Here is a 23551-nt window from a genome sequence, read left to right as displayed (position 1 = left end):
GGGCCGCCGCGGGCGAGCCGCGTTGCGCAGCAGCATCATGCAATCGATTCATCAATGGATTCGTACAATGAATTTGTTTATTGAATGACCAACCGGGACAATACCGGCTTCGCGCGCGCGACATGCGCGCCCGCCATTTCCGAATCGAGTTCCCCGATGGCCCGTCCCCGTTTCCTTCCCGACAACTTCACGCTCGCGCTCGTCGGCACCGTCGTGCTCGCGAGCCTGCTGCCGTGCCGCGGCCCGGCCGCCCATGCGTTCAACTGGGCGACCAACATCGCGGTCGGCCTGCTGTTCTTCCTGCACGGCGCGAAGCTGTCGCGCGAAGCCGTCGTCGCGGGCGCGACCCACTGGCGCCTGCATGCGGTCGTGCTGCTCAGCACGTTCGCGCTGTTCCCGCTGCTCGGCCTCGCGCTGAAGCCCGTGCTGCAGCCGCTCGTCACGCCGACGCTGTATGCCGGCGTGCTGTTCCTGTGCACGCTGCCGTCGACCGTCCAGTCGTCGATCGCGTTCACGTCGATCGCGAAGGGCAACGTGCCGGCCGCCGTGTGCGCGGCATCGGCGTCGAGCCTGCTTGGGATCTTCGTGACGCCGGCGCTCGTCGGGCTGATGATCACGTCGCAGTCGGCCGCGGCCGCGTCGCCGTGGAGCACCGTCGGCAGCATCGTGATGCAGTTGCTCGTGCCGTTCATCGCCGGCCAGCTGCTGCGGCCCGTGATCGGCGGCTGGATCGAACGCAACCGCGGCGTGCTGCGCTTCGTCGACCAGGGCTCGATCCTGCTCGTCGTCTATGTCGCGTTCAGCGAGGCCGTGAACCAGGGGCTGTGGCACCAGATTCCGGCGCGCGCGCTCGGCGGCCTGCTGGTCGTCAACGTCGTGCTGCTCGTGATCGCGCTGGGGCTGACCGCGTTCGTCAGCAAGCGGCTCGGCTTCAACCGCGCCGACCGGATCACGATCATTTTCTGCGGGTCGAAGAAGAGCCTCGCGGCCGGCGTGCCGATGGCGAAGGTGATCTTCTCCGCGCAGGCGGTCGGCGCGATCGTGCTGCCGCTGATGCTGTTCCACCAGATCCAGCTGATGGCCTGCGCGGCGCTCGCGCAACGCTGGGGGGCGCGCGACACGAGCGGCGAGCGCGACGGCGACGCGGGTGCGGCCGGTGCCGTGCGCGGGCGCGGTGCGCTGAGCGCGGGCAAGCGCTGACGCGGGAGGCTGCGCGGCCGGCATGGCTGGCCGCGCTGGGGTGTTCGTCTTGTTCCTTTGGTCGCTGCCTCTCGCCTCTCGCCTCTCGCGTCCCGCGTCCCCGCCGCGCAGCCCGCCGCGACGCATGCACCATCGACGCGCATCGCGTCACGAAATCTTCATTCAATTCTCCGCGTGCACTGCCGTTAAAGTCGGGCGTCCCGTCGTCTCGGCCGCCCCCTCCATGCCCGCGCCCCATCCCGACTCGTCCGTCGCCCCCACCACCCGCCTGATCGCGGAACGCGCGCTCGCGGCCGTGTTCCAGCCGATCGTCGATCTCGGGTCGGGCACGGTCGTCGGCTACGAAGGCCTGATCCGCGGCCCGCGCGGCACCGACCTCGAGCCGCCGGCCGCACTGTTCGCGCAGGCCGCCCGCGACGGCACGACCGTCGCGCTCGAACAGGCGGCCGCGCGCACCTGCCTCGACGCATTCGCGGCGCTCGGCTGCGACGGCAAGCTGTTCCTCAACTTCAGCGCGGGCACGATCCTGCAACTCGCGCGCGAACGCGAGCGCGCGCGGCAACTGCTCGTGCGCGCGCGGATCGGCGCCGAACGCATCGTGATCGAGCTGACCGAGCAGACCGCGCTGCCGGACGTCGCGCGCATCGGGCCGGCGGTCGCCTCGCTGCGCGACGCCGGCATCCAGTTCGCGCTCGACGACTACGGCACCGCGAGTGCGAGCATGAACCTGTGGCTGCGCCTGCATCCGGATGTCGTGAAGATCGACCGCTTCTTCATCCACGACATCGCGCGCGATCCGCTCAAGTTCGAGGCGGTCAGGGCGATGCAGCACTTCGCGCAGGCAAGCGGCGCGCAACTGATCGCGGAAGGGATCGAGAACGAGTGCGACCTGCTCGTCGTGCGCGACATGGGCATCGGCTGCGTGCAGGGCTTCCTGCTCGGCCGGCCGGACGCGCAACCCTCGCCGGTCGTCGCGCCGGCCGCGCGCGACGCGATCCGCGCCCCGCACATCGCGGTGTTTCCCGGTGCGACCCGCGCCGTGCGGCCGGCCGGCACGATCGCGGCGAAGATGCTGGTCGCCGCGCCGGCGCTGCCGCGCGACGCGACCAGCAACGACGTGCTCGACCTGTTCAACCGGATGCCCGCCCTGCACGCGGTCGCACTCGTCGAACGCGGCCGGCCGGTCGCGCTCGTGAACCGGCGCGGCTTCATCGACCGCTTCGCGCTGCCGTACCACCGCGAGGTGTTCGGGAAGAAGCCGTGCCTGCAGTTCGCGAACGACGCGCCGCTGATGATCGACAACGCGACGACGGTCGAGCAGCTCGCGATGCTGCTCGCGAGCCACGACCAGCGCTACCTCGCGGACGGCTTCGTGATCACCGAACACGGCCGCTACGTCGGGCTCGGCACCGGCGAAAGCCTCGTGCGCGCGGTGACCGAAATGCGCATCGAGGCCGCGCGCTACGCGAATCCGCTGACGTTCCTGCCCGGCAACATCCCGATCAGCGCGCATATCGAGCGCCTGCTGGCACGCGACGCCGGCTTCCACGCGTGCTACGTCGACCTGAACCAGTTCAAGCCGTTCAACGACCAGTACGGCTACTGGCAAGGCGACGAAGTGCTGAAGTTCGCGGCGACGGTGCTGGCCGGCGTGTGCGATCCGCAACGCGACTTTCTCGGACACGTCGGCGGCGACGATTTCCTCGTGCTGTTCCAGCGCGACGACTGGCACGCGCGCGCGGCCGACGCGATCGCGCGCTTCAACGACGGCGCGCAGCGCTTCTATACGCAGGCCGACCGGCTGGCGGGCGGGCTGCGCGGCGAGGACCGCTACGGCAACCCCGCGTTCTTCGGCTTCGTGACGATGGCGATCGGTGTGGTCGGCGTGCCGGCCGGCGCGAACGGCGCGATACGCTACGGCAGCGACGAGATCGCGTCGGTCGCGGCGCTCGCGAAGCGGCGTGCGAAACAGCAGCCGGGCGGGCTCGCGGTCGTCGATCTGGACGCGGGCCGCGCGGCGCTGCGCGATCGCGGCGAGCCGCCGCACGCGGCGGCAGGCTGAGTGTCGGGCCGCTGCCGATCGCCGGCAGGTCGCCGGCCCGCCCGAGCGACGTTGCCGGTGCCGCGCGAGCGTGGCCGGGCCGCGCCCCGGCAACAGCCAACCGATCGCCCCGCCCAGCCCGTTCACGCCGGGCATCGGAACGTGCCCGACGCTCCACCTGCCGGCGCCGCCACATTCCGCGTGATCACCTTGCCTTTTCCGCGTTTTGTTTAGTATTTTTAGTAACGGCGTTTTCGCAGATTAGCTCGCAAAAACCCGCTATTTCCGGGTATTCCCCGGTTATCCGGCCCGAATTAGGCGCCGCGTTTACTATACAATCGCCGTCACCCTAAACAAACCGGATCCCGAACGATGGGCACCACCATTCGCGACGTAGCGCGGGCGGCAGAGGTCTCGATCGGCACCGTCTCCCGCGCGCTGAAAAACCAGCCGGGCCTGTCCGAAGCCACGCGAGCGCGCATCGTCGAGGTCGCGCAGCGCCTCGGCTACGACCCGGCCCAGTTGCGGCCGCGCATCCGCCGGCTCACCTTCCTGCTGCACCGCCAGCACAATCGCTTTCCCGCCAGCCCGTTCTTCTCGCACGTGCTGCACGGCGTCGAGGACGCGTGCCGCGAGCGCGGCATCGTGCCGACGCTGCTCACGGTCGGCCCGAACGACGACGTGCTGCGCCAGATGCGCCCGCACGCGCCCGACGCGATCGCGGTGGCCGGCTTCATCGAGCCCGAGACGATCGAGGCGCTCGCCGCGACCGGCCGGCCGCTCGTGCTGATCGACCTGTGGGCGCCCGGCCTGCGCTCGGTGAACATCGACAACGCGACGGGCGCGGCGCTCGCGATGCGCCACCTGCTCGCGACCGGCCGCTCGCGGATCGCGTTCATCGGCGGCTCGGCCGCGCACTACAGCATCGCGCAGCGCGCGATCGGCTACCGGCGCGCGTTCTTCGAGGCCGGGCGGCTGTTCGATCCCGCGTACGAAGTGACGATCGACGCCGGGCTCGACCCCGACACCGGCGCCGCACGGGCGATGCAGCAGCTGCTCGACGCGCCGGGCCCGCGCCCGGACGCCGTGTTCGCGTACAACGACGCCGCCGCGCTGGCCGCGCAGCGCGTGTGCCTCGCGCGCGGCGTGCGGATTCCGGAAGACATCGCGATCGTCGGCTTCGACGACATCCCGGCCGCCGCGCACGCGAACCCGCCGCTCACGACGCTCGCCGTCGACAAGGAAGCGCTCGGCCGCCGCGGCGTCGAACTGCTGCTCGCGGAAGCCCCCGAGCGCACCGAGATCTCCCTGCCCGTCGAGCTGATCGTACGGGCCAGCAGCCAGCCCGCCGGCTCACCGGCGCTCGATACCGCCACGGTCACCGAATCATGAACATGCCCCCGGCCCAATCCCGCACGGCCACGCCGGCCAACCACGCGCAAGCGGCACCGTTCGTCGCGAGCTTCCGCGATCCGTCGTTCCTGCTGTCGCACGTCGAGGACACGCTGCGGTTCTACGCGACGAACGCGTTCGACCCGACGGGCGGCTTCTACCACTATTTCCGCGACGACGGCAGCGTCTACAACCGCACGTCGCGGCACCTGGTCAGCAGTTGCCGGTTCGTCTTCAACTACGCGATGGCGTACCGGCATTTCGGCGATCCGCGCCATCTCGACTACGCGCGCCACGGGCTGCGCTTCCTGCGCGACGCGCACTGGGACGAAGCGCTGCAAGGCTACGACTGGGAGCTCGACTGGCGCGACGGCACGAAGCACGCGACGCTCGACGGCACGCGTCATTGCTACGGGCTCGCGTTCGTGCTGCTGGCCGCCGCGCACGCGACGATGGCCGGCATCGACGAAGCGCGCGCGCTGATCGCGTCGACCTACGAACTCGCCGAACACCGCTTCTGGGATGCGGCCGCCGGCCTCTACGCGGACGACGCGACGCCGAACTGGATCGTGTCGTCGTACCGCGGTCAGAACGCGAACATGCACATGACGGAAGCGCTGCTCGCGGCGTACGAGGCGACCGGCCACCTCACCTATCTCGACCGCGCGGAAAAGCTCGCGACCCACATCACGCAGCGCCAGGCCGCGCTGTCGGGCGGCCTCGTGTGGGAGCACTACCACGCGGACTGGTCGGTCGACTGGGACTACAACAAGGAAGACAGCTCGAACATCTTCCGTCCGTGGGGCTTCCAGCCCGGGCACCAGACCGAATGGGCGAAGCTGCTGCTGATCCTGGAGCGGCACCGCCCGCTCGACTGGCTCGTGCCGCGCGCGGCCGAGCTGTTCGACGCGGCGCTCACGCACGCATGGGACGCCGATCACGGCGGCCTCTGCTACGGCTTCGGGCCCGACTTCACGATCTGCGACCACAACAAGTATTTCTGGGTGCAGGCGGAGACCTTCGCGGCGGCCGCGATGCTCGGCGCGCGCACCGGCAGCGAGCGTTTCTGGGATTGGTACGACGAGATCTGGCGCTACTGCTGGGCGCATTTCGTCGATCACCGCTACGGCGCGTGGTACCGGATCCTCACCTGCGACAACCGCAAGTACAGCGACGAGAAGAGCCCGGCCGGCAAGACCGACTATCACACGATGGGCGCGTGCTACGACGTGCTCGCGACCCTCGCGCGCGCGGCGCGCAGCGAGCCGACGCAATGAGCGGCGGCACCTTTCCGGCCTTCGTGTCGGCGGGCGACATCCTGACCGACATGGTGCGCGCAGGCGACGCGCAGTGGACCTCGGTGCCGGGCGGCGCCGGCTGGAACGTCGCGCGCGCGGTCGCGCGGCTCGGCCTGCCGAGCGCGCTCGCGGGCGCGATCGGCGAGGACTGCTTCTCCGACGTGCTGTGGCGCACCAGCGAGGCCGCCGGGCTCGACCTGCGCTTCCTGCAGCGGGTCCCGCGTGCGCCGCTGCTGGCGATCGTCCACGAGACGCAGCCACCCGCCTACTTCTTCATCGGCGAAGCGAGCGCGGACCTCGCGTTCGACCCGGCGCGGCTGCCGGCCGGCTGGGCCGCTCACGTGAAATGGGCGCACTTCGGCTGCATCAGCCTGGTGCGCGAACCGCTCGCGGGCACGCTCGTCGCGCTCGCGGCCGACCTGCACGCGCGCGGCGTGAAGATCAGCTTCGATCCGAACTACCGCAACCTGATGACGGCCGCGTACCGGCCGACGCTGGAGAAGATGGCCGCGCTCGCCGACCTGATCAAGGTCTCCGACGAGGACCTGCGTCACCTGTTCGGCGGCGACGGCCCCGACGCGGTCGCGGCCGTGCGCGCGCTGAATCCGCGCGCGGCCGTGCTCGTCACGCGCGGCGCGCAGGCGGCGACGCTGTACGCGGACGGCGACGTGCTCGAGGCCAGCCCGCCGCGCGTCGAGGTGGTCGACACCGTCGGCGCCGGCGACGCGTCGATCGGCGGCATGCTGTTCAGCCTGATGGCCGCGCCGCAGCGGTCGTGGCGCGAGCATCTCGCGTTCGCGCTCGCGGCGGGCGCCGCCGCATGCCGGCACACGGGCGCGCACGCGCCGACGCTCGACGAGGTCGTCGCGCTGCTCGAAGGGTGACGGGATGACGACGGCGCGCTGATCGGTCGCCGATATGCGGCGCTGTACATGCTGCGCCGCAGTGCTACGATGAAGTGTCCTATTGCGGGAGAGGCACGATGGACACGAACACGTTCACGAAGGGCATCTACACGGCCAAGGCGCATACGCAGCACGCCGCCAACGGACAGTTCCAGGGCTACGTGATCCTCGCCCGGGACGACGGCGACGAGACGGAGAACGTGCGCTACGACGTCCACACGACGAGTCCGAGCGAGGAAGAGGCGTTCGACGAGGCGAAGGCGCTCGCGCACCGGATCCTCGGCGAAATCGAGCTTTGACGCGCGAATCGTCATGCGCGATCCGTCGCGCGCCGAACCTTCACGCGCGCGCCGCGGCCGGACCGCGACGCGCCGCCGCATCCGGCACGGCTCAGAGCAGCCGCGCCACCACCGACACCAGCATCGTCAGCACCAGCGTCGACATGAACGGGAACGGATAACGCCGCCCGCCGAGCGTCAGCGTGACGTCGCCCGGCATCCGCCCGATGCCGAACTTGCCGAGCCACGGCCAGCAGCGCGTCAGGATCATCACCGCAACGAACGACGCCATCAGCCAGCGCAGCATCCCGTGCTCCGGTCAGAGCGCGTGCGAGCGGTCGCCGCGCGCGAACGCGTCGAGCGTGCCGTCAATGCCGCGCGAGAACGCGATCACCTTGAACAGCTCGCCCATCTCGGCTTCCGAGATCAGCTTCTGCACCGCGTTCGCGGCCGGCAGGAACTGGTGGATGTCGGACGGATCGATCGCGGCGAGCGCGTCGGTGATGCCCGCGTTCAACAGGAAACGCGCCTGCGACGTGTAGCCGAGCAGGTCCGCGCCGGTCGCGACGCCCGCGTCGTAGATGCCGGTGAATTCGACATGCGCGGTGATGTCCTGCAGGCCCGGGTACAGGAAGGCGTCGTCGTGCGCGTGGTGGCGGTAGTGGCACATCAGCGTGCCGCGGTCGCGCTGCGGGTGGTAGTACTCGTGCGCGGGGAAGCCGTAGTCGACCAGCAGCACCGCGCCGCGCCCGAGCATCGTGCACACGGTGCGCGTGAACGCCAGCGCGGCTTCATGTGTTTCGGTCACGTAGCCGTCGTCGACGTCGAGCGTCGCGAGCACCGGCGGCAGGCCGGCCGCGCCCACGGGCCGGTCGTCGAACACGAACGCGTGCCGCGCGTCGAGCGCGACGCCGCGCTCGCGCCACGCGCCGCCCGCCTTCGCGAAGAGGCGCACCGGCATCGCGTCGAGCACCTCGTTGCCGACCACGACGCCGTCGAAGTGCTCAGGCAGCGCGTCGAGCCAGCGTACTTTCCCGGCAAGCGCCGGCGCCGCGGCCGCGATCGTGTCGCGCTGCCGTTCGCGCAGTTCGCCGGACAGGTCGACGATCAGGTATTCGTCGAGCTCGACGCCGAGCGCATCGAGCGCCGCGAGCAGCCCGGCCGCGAGCTTGCCGGTGCCCGCGCCGAATTCCATCACGCGGCGCGTGCCGCTCGCCGCGAGCGCGTCGGCGACGGGATTCGCGAGCGTCTGCGCGAACAGCGGCGACAGCTCGGGGGCCGTCACGAAGTCGCTGCCGTCGTCGGCGCGGCGCCCGAACTTGCGCGCGCCGCCGCTGTAATAGCCGAGGCCGGGCGCGTACAGCGCGCGCTCCATGAAGCGGTCGAACGGCAGCCAGCCGCCGGCCGCCGCGATCTCGTCGCGCAGTTGCGCGGCGAGGGTTTCGGACTGCGCGAGCGCGTCAGGGCCGGGAGCAGGTAAACTAGCGGGTTCGTGAGCTTTCGGGTTCATCCCGGCATTGTAAATGACCGTTTCAGCCGATACGTCGCCCCCGCGCATCGCGCTCGTCGCGGGCGCGCTGGGCAGCGCGGCCGACGCCGCGTCGCTCGGCCGTGCGCTCGCGACCGGATTCGCGCGGCGCGGCTGGGACGTCGCGCTGCAGCGCAGCCCCGGCGCGCCGCGCGCGGCTGGCGACGCGCTGCTCGCCGAAGTCGCCGCATTGGGCCGCCGCGCGGCCGTGCTCGACGCCGATCTGGCCCTGGAAGCCGATGCGGCCGCGCTCGTCGCCGCGTGCGGCGCGGCGCTCGGCCGGCCCGCCTGCGCGGTGTTCGTGAGCGCTTGCGCCGGCACCGACGACGCGCATACCGTGGACGGCGCGTCGCTCGCCGGCGCGCTCGCGCGCAACGTGACGGCGCCGCTCGCGCTGGCCCGCGCGCTCGCCGACGCGACGCCCGATGCCGCGCGCGACGACGAATCGCTGCGCGCCTGCGCGATCCACGTGCTGGATCAGGCCCTGTTGCACCCGGCGCCGGCGCAGCTGTCGCACGCGCTCATGCAGGCCGCGCTGAACCGCGCGACCTCGGCACTCGCGCTGGCGCTCGCGCCGAAGGTGCGCGTCGCGGCGCTCGTGCGCGGCCACGCGCCGCACGCGAACGACATCGCGGCGGCGGCCTGCTATCTCGCGAGCGCGCCCGGCGTCACGGGCGCGACGCTGACCGTCGACGGCGGCGAGCACCTGGTGCCGCCCGCCGCCGGCCCGAATGACTGAACTGCGCGGAGCGCGCGGCCCGACCGCCGCCGCCCGCGCCGCTTTGCGTGCACGCACGCCAATTTGACTGGGACGACCATGTTTTCCGCTCTCCTGCACCCCCGCCTCGCGGACTGCCGCAGGCTCTACCTGCGCGACTACGAGGTGCACATCAACATCGGGGCCTTCGAACACGAGAAGCGCGGCGAGCAGCGCGTCGTCATCAACATCGACCTGTTCGTGCCGCTCGCGCTGTCCACCCCCGTCGACGACCGGCTGCATGAAGTCGTCGACTACGACCTGATGAAGCAGAGCGTCGCGCAGTGCCTGTCGCGCGGCCACATCCACCTGCAGGAAACGCTGTGCGACGCGATCGCCGCGAACCTGCTGGCGCACGACAGCGTGCGCGCGGTACGCGTCCGTACCGAGAAACCGGACGCCTATCCGGACTGCGACGCCGTCGGCGTCGAAGTCTTTCGCATCAAGGACGAGGAGCGCGCATGAACGCCCCCCACATGAATGACACGGCGGCCGATGGCGTCGCCATCGAAGCCACCGTCGCCGACACCGGCCGCCGCGCGCTGACGCGCCGCGAGCAGAAGGAAGCGTACGAGAACAACAAGCTGTTCAAGCGGATCGTGCGCCAGGTCGGCCAGGCGATCGGCGACTACAACATGATCGAGCAGGGCGACAAGGTGATGGTGTGCCTGTCGGGCGGCAAGGACAGCTACGCGATGCTCGACGTGCTGCTGCGCCTGCGCGAGCGCGCGCCGATCGACTTCGACATCGTCGCGGTCAACCTCGACCAGAAGCAGCCGGGCTTCCCCGAGCACGTGCTGCCCGAGTACCTGACGCAGGTCGGCGTGCCGTTCCACATCGAGAACCAGGACACCTACAGCATCGTCAAGCGGCTCGTGCCCGAAGGCAAGACGACCTGCTCGCTGTGCTCGCGGCTGCGCCGCGGGATCCTGTACCGCGTGGCGGGCGAGCTCGGCGCGACCAAGATCGCGCTCGGCCACCACCGCGACGACATCCTGCAAACCTTGCTGCTCAACATGTTCTACGGCGGCAAGCTGAAGGGGATGCCGCCGAAGCTGCAATCGGACGACGGCCGGAACGTCGTGATCCGCCCGCTCGCGTACGTGAAGGAAACCGATCTCGAGAAATACGCGGAGCTGCGCGAATTCCCGATCATCCCGTGCAACCTGTGCGGCAGCCAGCCGAACCTGAAGCGCGCGGAAATGAAGGCGCTGATCCGCGAATGGGACAAGCGCTTCCCGGGCCGCGTCGACAACATGTTCAGCGCGCTCGCGAACGTCGTGCCGTCGCACCTGATGGATACGACCCAGTTCCCGTTCGCGTCGCTGCGCGCGACCGGAGAAGCCGATCCGCAGGGCGACATCGCGTTCGACGAGGAGCCGTGCGCATCCGGCGAAGACACAGCCATGCCGGGTGCCGCGAAACCGATCTCGATCGTCCAGTTCGACGACCTGTAAGCAGGGCCTGAACACACGCCGGCGCGGAGGCGCAAGCCCCCTTGCCGGCACTGTCGCCCCGTCGCGACAGGCCCGGAACGCCAGGGGCCGCATGCTAAAATGGACGGCTTCGAACTCCTCTGACAAGCTGGCGCCATGAATATCGTGATTTTGGCGGCAGGCACCGGCAAGCGCATGCGTTCCGCGCTGCCGAAAGTGCTCCATCCCCTGGCCGGCAGGCCGCTCCTCTCCCACGTCATCGCCACCGCGCGCACGCTGCAGCCGTCGCGGCTCGTGGTCGTCGTCGGTCATGGCGCCGAGCAGGTCCAGGCCGCCGTCGCCGCGCCCGACGTCCAGTTCGCGGTACAGGCCGAACAGCTCGGCACCGGCCACGCGGTACGCCAGGCGCTGCCGCTGCTCGATCCCGCACAACCGACGCTGGTGCTGTACGGCGACGTGCCGCTCACCCGCGCATCGACGCTGCGGCGTCTCGTCGACGCCGCACGCGAGGGCCGCTACGGGATTCTGACGGTCACGCTCGACGATCCGACCGGCTATGGCCGCATCGTGCGCGACGCGTCCGGCTTCGTCACGCGCATCGTCGAGCAGAAGGATGCGTCGCCCGAGCAACTGAAGATCGCCGAGATCAACACCGGCATCATCGTCACGCCGACGGCCCAGCTGTCGATGTGGCTCGGCGCGCTGAAGAACGAGAACGCGCAGGGCGAGTACTACCTGACCGACGTCGTCGAACTCGCGATCGAGGCCGGCTTCGAGATCGTCACGGCGCAGCCCGACGAGGACTGGGAAACGCTCGGCGTGAACAGCAAGGCGCAGCTCGCGGAACTCGAGCGCATCCATCAGCGCAACGTCGCCGATGCGCTGCTCGTCGACGGTGTCACGCTCGCCGATCCGGCGCGCCTCGACGTGCGCGGCACGCTGCGCTGCGGGCGCGACGTGTCGATCGACGTGAACTGCGTGTTCGAAGGCAACGTGACGCTCGCCGACAACGTGACGATCGGCGCGAACTGCGTGATCCGCAACGCGTCGGTCGGCGCGGGCACGCGCATCGACGCGTTCACGCACATCGACGGCGCCGAACTCGGCGCGCACACCGTGATCGGCCCGTACGCGCGGCTGCGCCCGGGCGCGCAGCTCGCGGACGAAGCGCACGTCGGCAACTTCGTCGAGGTGAAGAACGCGGTGATCGGCCACGGTTCGAAGGCGAACCACCTGACCTACATCGGCGACGCCGACATCGGCGCGCGCGTGAACATCGGCGCGGGCACGATCACCTGCAACTACGACGGCGCGAACAAGTTCCGCACCGTCATCGAGGACGACGTGTTCGTCGGCTCGGACACGCAGCTCGTCGCGCCGGTGCGCGTCGGCCGCGGCGTGACGATCGCGGCCGGCACGACGATCTGGAAGGACGTCGCCGAGGGCGTCCTCGCACTGAACGAGAAGACGCAGACCGCGAAAAGCGGCTACGTCCGACCGGTCAAGAAGAAAAATTAACATCATGCGGGCGCCGCGCGGCGCCCGTATCCACATTGAGAGGGTAGATTTTCATGTGCGGCATTGTCGGCGCAGTTGCGCAGCGTAATATCGTTCCGGTGCTGATCGAAGGATTGCGGCGCCTCGAATACCGTGGCTACGACTCGTGCGGCGTCGCCGTGCTCGAGCCGGACGCGCCGAAGCGCGCGCGCAGCGTCGCGCGCGTCGCCGATCTCGACGCGCAGGTGCAGGAATCGCACCTCGAAGGCACGACCGGCGTCGCGCACACGCGCTGGGCGACGCACGGCGCGCCCGTCACGCACAACGCGCACCCGATCTTCTCGTCGAACGCGCTCGCGCTGGTGCACAACGGCATCATCGAGAACTTCGAGACGCTGCGCGACGCGCTGCGCGCGAAGGGCTACGAATTCGTGTCGCAGACCGACACCGAAGTGATCGCGCACCTCGTGCACAGCCTGTATCGCGGCAATCTGTTCGAGGCCGTGCGCGAAGCCGTGCAGCAGCTGCACGGCGCGTATGCGATCGCGGTGACCCACAAGGACCAGCCGCACATCGTCGTCGGCGCGCGCCAGGGTTCGCCGCTCGTCGTCGGCCACGGCGACGGCGAGAACTTCCTCGCCTCCGACGCACTGGCGCTGGCCGGCAGCACCGACCATTTCACGTTCCTCGAGGAAGGCGACGTGTGCGAGCTGTCGCTCGACGGCGTGAAGATCGTCGACCGCCACGGCGCGCTCGCGCAGCGCGAGATCCGCGTGGTCAGCGCATACGGCGGCGCGGTCGAGCTGGGCCCGTATCGCCACTTCATGCAGAAGGAAATCTTCGAGCAGCCGCGCGCGATCAGCGACACGGTGCCGCAAACCGAAGCGTTCGACGCGACGCTGTTCGGCGACGCGGCCCCCGCCGCGTTCGCGGACATCGACAGCCTGCTGATCCTCGCGTGCGGCACGAGCTACTACTCGGGCCTCACCGCGAAGTACTGGCTCGAATCGATCGCGAAGATTCCGACCCAGGTCGAGATCGCGAGCGAATACCGCTACCGCGAGTCGGTGCCGAACCCGCGCCAGCTCGTGCTGGTGATCTCGCAGTCGGGCGAGACGGCCGACACGCTCGCCGCGCTCAAGCACGCGCAGTCGCTCGGCCACACGCATACGCTCGCGGTGTGCAACGTCGCGACGAGCGCGATGGTGCGCCTCACCGAGATGCAGTTCCTGACGCACGCGGGCACCGAGATCGGCGTCGCGTCGACCAAGGCGTTCACGACCCAGCTCGTCGCGCTGTTCGTGCTGGCCGCGACGCTCGGCAAGCTGCGCGGGCACGTCGACGCCGCGCAGGAAGCGCAATTCCTGAAGGAGCTGCGCCACCTGCCGGCCGCGCTGAACAGCGTGCTCGCGCTCGAGCCGCAGATCATCGCGTGGTCGGAGGAATTCGCGCGCAAGGAAAACGCGCTGTTCCTCGGCCGCGGGCTGCACTACCCGATCGCGCTCGAAGGCGCGCTGAAGCTGAAGGAAATCTCGTACATCCACGCCGAGGCCTATCCGGCCGGCGAACTGAAGCACGGGCCGCTCGCGCTCGTCACGGAAGCGATGCCGGTCGTCACGGTCGCGCCGAACGACACGCTGCTCGAGAAGCTGAAGTCGAACATGCAGGAAGTGCGCGCGCGCGGCGGCGAGCTGTACGTGTTCGCGGATGCCGACACGCAGATCGTCAACGACGACGGCCTGCACGTGATCCGGATGCCGGAACACTACGGCCAGCTGTCGCCGATCCTGCACGTCGTGCCGCTGCAGCTGCTCGCGTATCACACCGCGTGCGCGCGCGGCACCGATGTCGACAAGCCGCGCAACCTCGCGAAGTCGGTGACGGTGGAGTAACGCCGGCCCGTCCGGGCTGCGTAGCGGCGGGAAGCAGGCCATTCGGCCAGGTCGAAATATATACCACGTAGTGGTATATAATCCTGTGCTAACTCGACTGGCTCGACATGTCTGCTTCCGTACGACGCGTATTCAAGACGAAGTGGTTTCACAAGGCAGCAGGAAAAGCGGGAATCGCCGATGGCGAACTGTGCCGCGCGGTGCGCGAGCTGGCGCGGGGCCAGGGCGTCGATCTCGGCGGCAACGTCTGGAAAAAGCGCCTGGACGGAAATCGGCAGCGCGGCATCGTGCTGGGCAAGCTCGGGCATACGTGGGTGTTCGTGTTCCTGTTCGCGAAGCGCGACCGTGACGACATCGATGCTCGCGAACTGCGCGCCTTCAAAAAGCTCGCTGCGGACGTCGGTCGGCGCACCGACGTCGACATCGCGACACTGGTCGCACTGAACGAGTGGGTGGAGATTTGCAATGGCTAAGAGCCGATTCAAGAGCGACGCGACGGAGGCGGTCCACAGCGCCGCGTCGGGCCTCTATCGCGCACGGCTGATCGACAAGAAGACGATGCGCGAATACGACGCACTATGCATCGAAGCGGCGCCGAAGTTCGATCCGGAAGCGATTGCCCGCATCCGCAAGTCGGTCAACGTCAGCCAGAGCGTGTTCGCGCTCTACCTGAACACGACGACGTCGACGATCCGCCAATGGGAACAGGGCGACAAGCGGCCGAGCGGCATCGCCGCGCGCATGCTGCAGATCGTCGAGAAGCACGGGCTCGAGGTATTTTCCTGAACCGCGTTCCCCGAACGCTGACGAGCGGCCGCCGCCGCGCCGGGCACCGCAACACGACGCAAGCCGCAAGCAAGATGACGGAGAGACCATGGTAAGACTGTTTGGATGCGGATTGCTGGCGCTGAGCTTCGCGTCGACGGGCTGGGCGACCGAGCACTACGTCGAAGTCTGGAACCCGCCCGAGGCGCGCGTGCCGGCGGCACGTACGCCGACCCCGCGCGCGGCCGCCGACGCGCATGCCGGCAACAAGACCGCGGAAAAGCACGCGAGCGTGCAGCCGAAGGTCGCCGTCAAGCCGCACAAGCGCCGCGTCGCACAAGCCGTGAAAACCGCGCCGCATCGACCGACCGCCGCGACGGTCGATGCGCCCGCCGCGCCGCGCCCGGTCGCGCAGCCCGCGCCGGGCCGGCTCACCGTGATGCAGCCGGCCGTGCCCGACACGCCGCACGCACTCGGCTACTCCGATATCCCGCGGCAATACACGCCGGACGGCAACGTGCTGCGCGTCGGCGCGAGCCGCCGTTCCGCGGAGGTGACGCGATAATGGAAGCGCAGACCTATCACGGCTACCAGATCTGGGGCCATTCGATCCTGCAGCAGGACGAAATCCTGCAGCCCGAGCGCTTCGCGGCGAGCGGCACGATCACGCAGAACAACCGGCTCGTCGAAGCGTCGGGCGTGCTCGGCGTGTTCGATACCGAGGACGAAGCGCGCGAAGCGGGGCTCGAATGGGCCCGCGCGTGGATCGACAGCCATCGCTGAACGGAGCGCGCGGCAGCGCGCGAACCGTCGTCAACACATGCAACAAGGGGCGTCCAAGACGCCCCTTGCTGCATTCGGCCCCGCCCGCTCAGGCGACGGGCCGCGGCGGCGGCACGACCGTCCGCGGCCGGCCGACGAGCCGCGCGAGCACGACGATCGCAACCAGCGTGACCACGTACGCGGCGATCTGGATCCCCGCCGGACGCGCGGTATAGCCGATCAGCGTATGCAGCGCCTTGCCGACGATGCTCGTTTCCTTGAGCAGCCACGAGGTATCCCAGACCGCGTCGCCCCACGACGGCACGAGGCCTGCGGCAAGCAGGAAGCCGACGCACTGGCTCGCCATCCCTGCCGCGAGCAGCACGATCAGCGCATTGGTGACGGAGAACAGGCGCTTGAGCGGAATCTGCAGCAGGCCCGCATACATCGCATAGCCGAGCCCGGCGCCGCCCAGCACGCCGAGCAGCCCGCCGACGATCATCTGCGGCGTCTGTCCCGGATCGCCCGCCGCGATGCCGTACAGGAACAATACGGCCTCGGAGCCTTCGCGCAATACCGCGACGCCGACCACGATCGCGAGCCCCGTGAGCGGCCGGCTGCCGGCCGCGACGGCCCGCCCGACCTCGCCCATGTGCAGCGCCATCTCGCGGCCGTGGCGGCTCATCCAGATGCAATGCCACGCGAGCATCAGCGTCGCGACGAACATCACGCCCGCGTTGAAGACTTCCTGCCCCATGCCGGATGCCCACTGCGAGATCACGTCCGCGAACGCGGCGATCAGGCCGGCGCCGATCACGCCGCCGACGAGCCCGCCGCCGACCCACCAGCCGCGCCGCGGCACGCCCTTCGTGGCGGCCATCACGATCGAGACCACCAGCGCGGCCTCGAGCACTTCACGAAAGACGATCAGGGCAGTAGACAGCATGGCGATATCCGCTTACTTGACGGTCAGGTGCGTCTTCGACTGCGCTTCGTGATACTCGTCGTGGAACTCGTAGGTGCCGGCCTTCAGCGGCCCGACGAGGATCTCGACCGACTTGCCGGCCGGCACGACCTTCTCTGCCTTGAAATCGTCGCTTTCGAATTCCGCGGGCGTCGCGTCGAGGTTCTTCACGACGAACTTCACCTTCTTGCCGGCCGGAATCGTCACGCCGTCGGGCGAGAACTTGTGGTCCTTCAGGGTCAGGTTGACGACGTCGTCGGCAGCGAAGGCGGACGTTGCCGATGCGCCCAGCAGGGCCAGTGCGAAACCGAAAGCGAAGCGATTCATATGGGTAACGAAATGAAATATCGAGGGGGAACCGATAGTAAGATCGATTCGCATTTCCCTCTCGAAGTACCCTTACTGACGGCATGGGCATCGGGCGTCGTCGACGCGACACGCACCTTGTCGTGCAAGGCTCCGCCAGATTTCGCCGACAATGCGCGACCGTCAATCGGGAAAAATTCCGACTGACGTACATCCGCGGATTACGATTCGTCTGACATCAGCTTTACAAACAGCTTGTGCGATACCGAACGCGACGAATCGCTTGACCTTCCCACCATGGCAAGCTTCATGCTGGCGACGTTTGTGAATCGCCACCCAACCCAGGAGAACACGATGGAATTCGAAGTCCAGGACATGACCTGCGGCGGCTGCGCCAACGCCATCACGCGTGCCGTGACGGCAGCCGACCCCGCTGCGAAGCTCGACATCGACGTGGCCGCGAAGACGGTCAAGGTCGAATCGGCGCAAGGCGCCGAACGCGTGCAGTCGATCATCGAAGCCGCGGGCTTCCACCCGGCGCTGCGCACGGCCTGACGCGCGCGTGCGCAGTACGGGCGCGGCGTTCGTCGGCACCGCGCCCGCACACCGGCCGCGTCAGCGCAGCCGGATCAGCGTCGACTTCAGTTCGGTGTACTTCTCGAGCGCATGCAGCGACTTGTCGCGGCCGTTGCCCGACTGCTTGTAGCCGCCGAACGGGAAGTTCATGTCGCCGCCCTCGTCGTAGCAGTTCACCCACACCGTGCCCGCCCGCAGCCGGCGCGACACATCGTGCGCGGTCGTCAGGTCCGACGTCCACACCGCCGCCGCGAGCCCGTACTCGGTATCGTTCGCGATCCGCACCGCCTCGTCGACATCGTCGAACACGATCACCGACAGCACGGGACCGAAGATCTCCTCGCGCGCGATCTTCGCATCGGGCTTCACCTCGAACACCGTCGGCTCGACGTAGAAGCCGCCCGTCTCCGCCTTCACGCGCGCACCACCCGTGACGAGCGTGCCCTCCTTGCGCCCGGCATCGATGTAGCCGAGCACGCGCTCGAGCTGGATGCCGTCGACGATCGCGCCCATCGATACCGACGGATCGAGCGGGTTGCCCGGCACGTACGCACGCGCGGCGGCGACCAGCTTCTCGATGAACGCGTCCTTGATGTCGCGATGCACGAGCAGGCGCGAGCCGGCCGTGCACATCTCGCCCATGTTGTAGAAGATCGCGCCGGCCGCGGCCTGCGCGGCGCGGTCGAGATCCGGGCAATCGGGCAGCACGATGTTCGGCGACTTGCCGCCGAGTTCGAGCCATGCGCGCTTCAGGTTCGACTGCGCGGCGTACTGCATGATCAGCTTGCCGACTGCCGTGGAGCCCGTGAACGCAATGCAGTCGACGTCGCGATGCAGCGCGAGCAGCTTGCCTGGTTCGCCCGCGCCCGGCACGACGTTGAACACGCCGGCCGGGATGCCGGCCTCGTACGCGAGCTGCGCGACGCGGATCGCGGTCAGCGGCGATTTCTCCGACGGTTTCAGCACGACGCTGTTGCCGGCCGCGAGCGCCGGGCCGAACTTCCATGCGGCCATCAGGATCGGGAAGTTCCACGGCACGACGGCCGCGACCACGCCGACCGGCTCGCGCGTGACGAGACCGACGAGATGATGGTCGGCCGGCGCGACTTCGCCGCCGACCTTGTCGATCGCCTCGGCGAACCACTCGACGCAATACGCGGCGCCCGGCACGTCGACCGTCGTCGTGTCGCCGATCGGCTTGCCGGCGTCGAGCGTCTCGAGCAGCGACAGTTCGTCGAGATGCTCGCGCATCAGTGCGGCCCAGCGCAGCAGCACGGCCTTGCGCGCGCGCGGATTCAGCCCGGCCCACACGCCGGCGTCGAACGCGCGGCGCGCGGCCGCGACGGCGGCATTCACGTCGGCCTCGCCGCAATCGGCCACCTTCGCGAGCACGCGGCCGTCGATCGGGCTCACGCAGTCGAACGTCTTGCCGCCGTGCGCGTCGCACGACGCGCCGTCGATGAATGCGCGCCCCTCGATCTCGAGCGACGCCGCCTTGTCCTGCCAGTCAGCCAAAGTCAACTTGTTCATTCAGGATGCCTCAACGGTTGTGGCATTCGCGCTGCGGCACGCCGTGCGACGGCAACGCTGCCGGCGGTGGCGAATGCGGTGATGCGCGGTCAGAAGGTGGCCGGCGAATTGGCCGACACGACCTCGCAGAGCTGTTCCGCGCTGGGATTGCGAAAACGGTGCGGCAAACGGCTTTCGAAGTAGTAGCCGTCTCCGGGGTCGAGCAGCCAGGTCGCGCCGTCGACGGTGAGCTCGAGCCGGCCCGACACGACCACACCACCCTCGTGCCCCGCGTGCACGAGCATCTCGGGCCCCGTATCGGCGAGCGGCTGGTAGACCTCGCGCATGATGCACATGTTGCGGTCCTTCACGCCCGCGCCGACGAGGTGAAACGCGAGCGCGTCGTTGCCGAGGTTCGGCATCTCGTCACGTCGCGACACGACCGAGCGCGATTCGACCAGTTCGAACGTGAAGAACTCCGCGAGACTCATCGGGATGCATTCGAGCAGTTTCTTCAGCGAGCCGACCGACGGGCTCACGCGCCCCTGTTCGATCAGCGAGATCGTGCCGTTGGTCACGCCGGCCCGCTTCGCGAGTTCGCGCTGCGACAGGCCATGCTTGTTGCGCACGAAACGCAGGCGCTCGGCGACTTCGGTGGACATCGATTCGGTTTCGGACACGATAGGAGTGCGGTGAAAAAGTGAAGCGACGCATTGGACAGCGTTGAGCAGCTGTTGAATATTCTAATCACTTTATGCCGCGCATCAGCGGGGAAAACCCTGAAAGGCGTTCGAAATAATGAACACCCCGCGAGTCATTCCATTTACGAATCTTCTGTTCGCACGGCCTCGGGAAAGCCCTGACACAAGACCGTCAAAAAACATTTGACGCCGTTTTTGGCTCGTATATGCTGGCTCTCAGGTCAGCGTCATTGGCCATTCATCGGCACCGAAAAACGTTATTGCAACGTAAAAATTGATGCCCATCGATGTAAATGACGCAGGGCCGGCACCTTGATTATTTTAAACGCCTCGCGCGCCGAAACGATCAGGTGTTCAATACTTTCAACAAACCAGTCGAGTGTAATCGTGAGAGTCCGTGGCCCTCTGGTGAGGTGGGATCGAGGCGATGTGCGAAGTTTGCGCAGCGCTGCTCCCGCTTCCGATGGCAGTTGCGGCTGGCATAGTCCTCGCCTGCTGCATCTGTCGATCTACACCATCCTGTCCCGTCGTTCCGTTCGCCGTCACAACGCCGTTTCCGCACGCGCGTTCGTGGCCGTCGATACCGACGAAGTCGCGTCGCTGCTGCCATAGCGCCTCTCCTCCTTTTCTCGTCGTTCGTTTCAACTGCCTGCTCGTCAGCCGCGTCGTCTGCGCGGTGACGGAACGCGTTCGCGCATTCATTGCCGCGTCGCACGGCTCAACGAAACGAACGATGGCCTGACCGTCGCGCGCAGCGCGGATCGCCATGCGAACCCGTTGCGCCCATTCACCAGCGGCCTTGCGCGTTTCGCCAGGCTGCGGGGTCGTGTCGCGCCTGCATTTTGCGGTTTTCCCGCGTCATGCACGCAACAGCCCTACGGACAACTGATTGACGTCATGGAAAGGAAACCCCTCGTCGGCATCACCGCCGACTTCACGCAGATCGGCGCACATGCGTCGCACACGGTCGGCGACAAGTACGTCGCGGCGGTCGTCGACGGCGCACACGCGCTCGCGATGGTGCTGCCCGCGCTCGGCGATCGCCAGTCGGTCGACGACGTGCTCGCCACGGTCGACGGCCTGTTGTTTACCGGCAGCTATTCGAACGTCGAGCCGCACCTGTATGGCGGCGAGCCGAGCGCGCCCGGCACGAAGCACGATCCCGCACGCGACGCGACGACGCTGCCGCTGCTGCGCGCGGCGATCGTCGCGGGCGTGCCCGTGCTGGCCGTGTGCCGCGGCTTCCAGGAGCTGAACGTCGTTTGCGGCGGCACGCTGCATCAGCGCGTGCACGACGTGCCGGGCCTCGCCGATCACCGCGAGGACGACGACGCGCCGATGGACACGCAATACGGCCCCGCGCACGTCGTGCACCTGACGCCCGGCGGCGTGCTGCACACGCTCGCCGGCGGCCGCGACGACGTGCACGTGAACTCGCTGCACAAGCAGGGCATCGCGCAGCTCGGTTCCGGCCTCGCCGTCGAAGCCGTCGCGCCGGACGGCCTGATCGAGGCCGTCAGCGTCGTCGATGCCCCGGCCTTCGCCCTCGCCGTGCAGTGGCACCCGGAATGGCGGCATGCGCACGACCCGCTGTCGAGCGCGATCTTCCGCGCCTTCGGCGACGCCTGCCGCGCGCGCCGCGACGCCCGCACACGTGCCACGGCCGCCGCCGCGCTCGCCTGAGCGCGCCGACCCACATAACGAGAACAGACATGCAAGACATCGAAGACTTTCTGAAGCAGCACAGGATCACCGAGATCGAAGCGATCATTCCCGACATGGCCGGCATCGCGCGCGGCAAGATCACGCCGCGCAACAAGTTCACGTCCGGCGAATCGATGCGGCTGCCGCAGGCCGTGATGGTGCAGACCGTCACCGGCGACTACCCGGAAGACGGCTCGCTGACCGGCGTGACCGATCCCGACATGGTGTGCGTGCCCGACACGTCGACCATTCGCCTGATCCCGTGGGCCGTCGATCCGACCGCGCAGGTGATCCACGACTGCGTGCACTTCGACGGCTCGCCGGTCGAGATCTCGCCGCGCTACGTGCTGCGCCGCGTGCTCGACCTCTACAAGGCGAAGGGCTGGAAGCCGGTCGTCGCGCCGGAGCTCGAGTTCTACCTGGTCGACATGAACAAGGACCCGGACCTGCCACTGCGTCCGCCGGTCGGCCGCACGGGCCGCCCCGAGACGGGCCGCCAGTCGTATTCGATCGAGGCGGTCAACGAGTTCGACCCGCTGTTCGAGGACATCTACGAGTACTGCGAAGCGCAGAACCTCGACATCGACACGCTGATCCACGAAGTCGGCGCCGCGCAGATGGAGATCAACTTCATGCACGGCGACGCGCTGTCGCTCGCCGACCAGGTGTTCCTGTTCAAGCGCACGGTGCGCGAGGCGGCGCTGCGCCACAACATGTACTCGACCTTCATGGCCAAGCCGATGGAAAACGAGCCGGGCTCGGCGATGCATGTGCACCAGAGCATCGTCGACGAGGAAACGGGCCGCAACCTGTTCACGTCGCCGGAAACGGGCGGCGCGACGTCGCTGTTCTACAACTACCTCGCGGGGCTGCAGAAGTACACGCCCGCCCTGATGCCGATCTTCGCGCCGTACATCAACTCGTATCGCCGCCTGTCGCGCTTCATGGCCGCGCCGATCAACGTGCAGTGGGGCTACGACAACCGCACGGTCGGCTTCCGCATCCCGCACTCGGGCCCGGCCGCGCGCCGCATCGAGAACCGGATTCCGGGCGTCGACTGCAACCCGTACCTCGCGCTCGCGGCGACGCTCGCGGCCGGCTATCTCGGCATGACGCAGCGTCTCGAGCCGACCGAACCGCTCGTCAGCGACGGCTACGACCTGCCGTACCAGCTGCCGCGCAACCTCGAGGAAGGGCTCACGCTGATGGCCGCGTGCGAGCCGCTCGGCGAGATTCTCGGCCATAAGTTCCTGAAGGCGTATTTCGCGCTGAAGGAAACCGAATACGAAGCGTTCTTCCGCGTGATCAGTTCGTGGGAACGCCGCCATCTGCTGCTGCACGTCTGAGCGTGCACACGACCGAATACGGAATCACGGAGGAAACATGACGTACCGCAACGAATCTGCCTGGATCCAGCCGGCCGCGCCGGCCGCCGCACCGCGCACGACGCAGGCACGCTCGACCGCCGAATACCGCGCGCTCGACGCCGCGCACCACATCCACCCGTTCTCGGACATGGGCGCACTGAATCGCGCGGGCAGCCGCGTGATCGTGAAGGCCGACGGCGTCTATCTGTGGGACTCGGACGGCAACAAGGTCATCGACGGGATGGCCGGCCTCTGGTGCGTGAATGTCGGCTACGGCCGCAAGGAACTTGCCGATGCCGCATATCGCCAGCTCCAGGAACTGCCGTTCTACAACACGTTCTTCAAGACCACGCACCCGCCGGTGATCGAACTGTCGGCGATGCTCGCCGAAGTCACGCCCGCCGGCTTCAACCACTTCTTCTATTGCAACAGCGGCTCGGAAGGCAACGATACCGTGCTGCGCCTCGTGCACCAGTACTGGCGCGTGCAGGGCAAGCCGCAGAAGAAGTTCGTGATCTCGCGCAGGAACGGCTATCACGGCTCGACGATCGCGGGCGGCACGCTCGGCGGGATGGGCTACATGCACGAGCAGATGCCGTCGAAGGTCGAGAACATCGTGCACATCGACCAGCCGTATTTCTTCGGCGAAGCGCAAGCCGGCGAGACGCCCGAG

The 23551-nt window shown here is 68.4% G+C and carries 26 protein-coding genes; 20 read left to right on the top strand and 6 right to left on the bottom strand.

Features of this window, described 5'->3' with window-relative positions; genetic code table 11:
* The first annotated feature begins 156 nt into the window (after positions 1–156).
* The 6 genes from NQV17_RS19255 (at position 157) to NQV17_RS19230 (ending at position 7135) form a co-directional block, all read left to right on the top strand.
* Positions 157–1200, top strand: coding sequence for a bile acid:sodium symporter family protein (locus NQV17_RS19255; RefSeq protein WP_257773488.1), 1044 nt, complete (start codon positions 157–159; stop codon positions 1198–1200).
* A gap of 223 nt (positions 1201–1423) precedes the next feature.
* Entirely contained in the window at positions 1424–3262 is a 1839-nt protein-coding gene (locus tag NQV17_RS19250; protein ID WP_257773487.1) for a phosphodiesterase, read from the top strand.
* Positions 3263–3613: 351 nt separating this feature from the next.
* Positions 3614–4633: a LacI family DNA-binding transcriptional regulator gene (locus NQV17_RS19245; protein WP_257773486.1), complete on the top strand. Its 1020-nt coding sequence runs from the start codon at positions 3614–3616 to the stop codon at positions 4631–4633.
* Positions 4630–5910 carry an AGE family epimerase/isomerase gene (locus tag NQV17_RS19240; RefSeq protein ID WP_257773485.1) on the top strand — a complete coding sequence of 427 codons (1281 nt, stop codon included), beginning with the start codon at positions 4630–4632 and terminating at the stop codon, positions 5908–5910. Before NQV17_RS19245 ends, NQV17_RS19240 begins: the two co-directional genes overlap by 4 nt.
* Positions 5907–6815, top strand: coding sequence for a carbohydrate kinase (locus tag NQV17_RS19235; protein ID WP_257773484.1), 909 nt, complete (start codon positions 5907–5909; stop codon positions 6813–6815). The genes NQV17_RS19240 and NQV17_RS19235 overlap by 4 nt, the downstream gene beginning before the upstream one ends.
* A gap of 98 nt (positions 6816–6913) precedes the next feature.
* Positions 6914–7135: a hypothetical protein gene (locus NQV17_RS19230; RefSeq protein WP_044849082.1), complete on the top strand. Its 222-nt coding sequence runs from the start codon at positions 6914–6916 to the stop codon at positions 7133–7135.
* Positions 7136–7226: 91 nt separating this feature from the next.
* On the opposite strand, the gene NQV17_RS19225 is transcribed toward NQV17_RS19230, so the two are convergent.
* Together NQV17_RS19225 and NQV17_RS19220 are read right to left on the bottom strand one after the other, a co-directional pair.
* Positions 7227–7421 carry a DUF2905 domain-containing protein gene (locus NQV17_RS19225; protein WP_044849083.1) on the bottom strand — a complete coding sequence of 65 codons (195 nt, stop codon included), beginning with the start codon at positions 7419–7421 and terminating at the stop codon, positions 7227–7229.
* Positions 7422–7433: 12 nt separating this feature from the next.
* On the bottom strand, positions 7434–8624 hold the full coding sequence (locus NQV17_RS19220; protein ID WP_257773483.1) for a class I SAM-dependent methyltransferase: 1191 nt from the start codon (positions 8622–8624) through the stop codon (positions 7434–7436).
* A gap of 13 nt (positions 8625–8637) precedes the next feature.
* On the opposite strand from NQV17_RS19220, the gene NQV17_RS19215 reads away from it, so the two are divergent.
* The 9 genes from NQV17_RS19215 (at position 8638) to NQV17_RS19175 (ending at position 15772) form a co-directional block, all read left to right on the top strand.
* A complete protein-coding gene (locus NQV17_RS19215) occupies positions 8638–9381 on the top strand; it encodes an SDR family oxidoreductase (protein ID WP_257773482.1) in 744 nt (247 codons plus the stop codon).
* A 78-nt stretch (positions 9382–9459) separates the two neighbouring features.
* Entirely contained in the window at positions 9460–9864 is a 405-nt protein-coding gene (locus NQV17_RS19210; protein WP_257773481.1) for a dihydroneopterin aldolase, read from the top strand.
* Positions 9861–10856 (top strand): tRNA 2-thiocytidine(32) synthetase TtcA, encoded by a 996-nt coding sequence (ttcA, locus tag NQV17_RS19205; protein ID WP_257773480.1) that lies wholly within the window; start codon positions 9861–9863, stop codon positions 10854–10856. Before NQV17_RS19210 ends, ttcA begins: the two co-directional genes overlap by 4 nt.
* Before the next feature lie 135 nt (positions 10857–10991).
* Positions 10992–12353 (top strand): bifunctional UDP-N-acetylglucosamine diphosphorylase/glucosamine-1-phosphate N-acetyltransferase GlmU, encoded by a 1362-nt coding sequence (gene glmU, locus NQV17_RS19200; RefSeq protein WP_257773479.1) that lies wholly within the window; start codon positions 10992–10994, stop codon positions 12351–12353.
* A gap of 53 nt (positions 12354–12406) precedes the next feature.
* Entirely contained in the window at positions 12407–14224 is a 1818-nt protein-coding gene (glmS, locus tag NQV17_RS19195; RefSeq protein ID WP_257773478.1) for a glutamine--fructose-6-phosphate transaminase (isomerizing), read from the top strand.
* 107 nt (positions 14225–14331) lie between these two features.
* Positions 14332–14697: a type II toxin-antitoxin system RelE/ParE family toxin gene (locus NQV17_RS19190; RefSeq protein ID WP_257773477.1), complete on the top strand. Its 366-nt coding sequence runs from the start codon at positions 14332–14334 to the stop codon at positions 14695–14697.
* Positions 14690–15010, top strand: coding sequence for a DNA-binding transcriptional regulator (locus tag NQV17_RS19185; protein ID WP_257773476.1), 321 nt, complete (start codon positions 14690–14692; stop codon positions 15008–15010). The genes NQV17_RS19190 and NQV17_RS19185 overlap by 8 nt, the downstream gene beginning before the upstream one ends.
* A gap of 88 nt (positions 15011–15098) precedes the next feature.
* A complete protein-coding gene (locus NQV17_RS19180) occupies positions 15099–15554 on the top strand; it encodes a hypothetical protein (RefSeq protein WP_257773475.1) in 456 nt (151 codons plus the stop codon).
* The gene (locus NQV17_RS19175) at positions 15554–15772 is read left to right on the top strand and encodes a hypothetical protein (protein ID WP_040142345.1); all 219 of its coding nucleotides are present in this window, start codon (positions 15554–15556) and stop codon (positions 15770–15772) included. The genes NQV17_RS19180 and NQV17_RS19175 overlap by 1 nt, the downstream gene beginning before the upstream one ends.
* Positions 15773–15860: 88 nt before the next feature.
* Here the strand turns inward: NQV17_RS19175 and NQV17_RS19170 are convergent, their stop codons facing one another.
* Together NQV17_RS19170 and NQV17_RS19165 are read right to left on the bottom strand one after the other, a co-directional pair.
* Complete coding sequence (locus NQV17_RS19170) at positions 15861–16697, bottom strand: FTR1 family protein (protein WP_257773474.1); 837 nt, start codon at positions 16695–16697, stop codon at positions 15861–15863.
* Between the two features lie 12 nt (positions 16698–16709).
* Entirely contained in the window at positions 16710–17042 is a 333-nt protein-coding gene (locus NQV17_RS19165) for a cupredoxin domain-containing protein (RefSeq protein WP_011353437.1), read from the bottom strand.
* A 333-nt stretch (positions 17043–17375) separates the two neighbouring features.
* On the opposite strand from NQV17_RS19165, the gene NQV17_RS19160 reads away from it, so the two are divergent.
* Positions 17376–17576, top strand: coding sequence for a heavy-metal-associated domain-containing protein (locus tag NQV17_RS19160; protein WP_044849094.1), 201 nt, complete (start codon positions 17376–17378; stop codon positions 17574–17576).
* Positions 17577–17636: 60 nt separating this feature from the next.
* On the opposite strand, the gene NQV17_RS19155 is transcribed toward NQV17_RS19160, so the two are convergent.
* Positions 17637–19127 carry an aldehyde dehydrogenase gene (locus NQV17_RS19155; RefSeq protein ID WP_257773473.1) on the bottom strand — a complete coding sequence of 497 codons (1491 nt, stop codon included), beginning with the start codon at positions 19125–19127 and terminating at the stop codon, positions 17637–17639.
* Positions 19128–19216: 89 nt separating this feature from the next.
* On the bottom strand, positions 19217–19768 hold the full coding sequence (locus NQV17_RS19150; protein WP_044849101.1) for a cupin domain-containing protein: 552 nt from the start codon (positions 19766–19768) through the stop codon (positions 19217–19219).
* 468 nt (positions 19769–20236) lie between these two features.
* On the opposite strand from NQV17_RS19150, the gene NQV17_RS19145 reads away from it, so the two are divergent.
* From NQV17_RS19145 to NQV17_RS19130, 4 genes are all read left to right on the top strand, one after another.
* The gene (locus tag NQV17_RS19145) at positions 20237–20419 is read left to right on the top strand and encodes a hypothetical protein (protein ID WP_006402789.1); all 183 of its coding nucleotides are present in this window, start codon (positions 20237–20239) and stop codon (positions 20417–20419) included.
* 285 nt (positions 20420–20704) lie between these two features.
* Positions 20705–21490: a gamma-glutamyl-gamma-aminobutyrate hydrolase family protein gene (locus tag NQV17_RS19140; RefSeq protein ID WP_257773472.1), complete on the top strand. Its 786-nt coding sequence runs from the start codon at positions 20705–20707 to the stop codon at positions 21488–21490.
* A 29-nt stretch (positions 21491–21519) separates the two neighbouring features.
* Complete coding sequence (locus NQV17_RS19135; RefSeq protein WP_124616062.1) at positions 21520–22857, top strand: glutamine synthetase family protein; 1338 nt, start codon at positions 21520–21522, stop codon at positions 22855–22857.
* Positions 22858–22894: 37 nt separating this feature from the next.
* Positions 22895–23551, top strand: a 657-nt coding sequence (locus tag NQV17_RS19130) for an aminotransferase class III-fold pyridoxal phosphate-dependent enzyme (RefSeq protein WP_257773471.1), incomplete at its 3' end; no start/stop codon positions are given.

Origin of the sequence: Burkholderia sp. SCN-KJ, assembly GCF_024656005.1 — a bacterium.
Lineage (GTDB): Bacteria > Pseudomonadota > Gammaproteobacteria > Burkholderiales > Burkholderiaceae > Burkholderia.
This window is presented reverse-complemented; position numbering and strand designations above follow the sequence as displayed.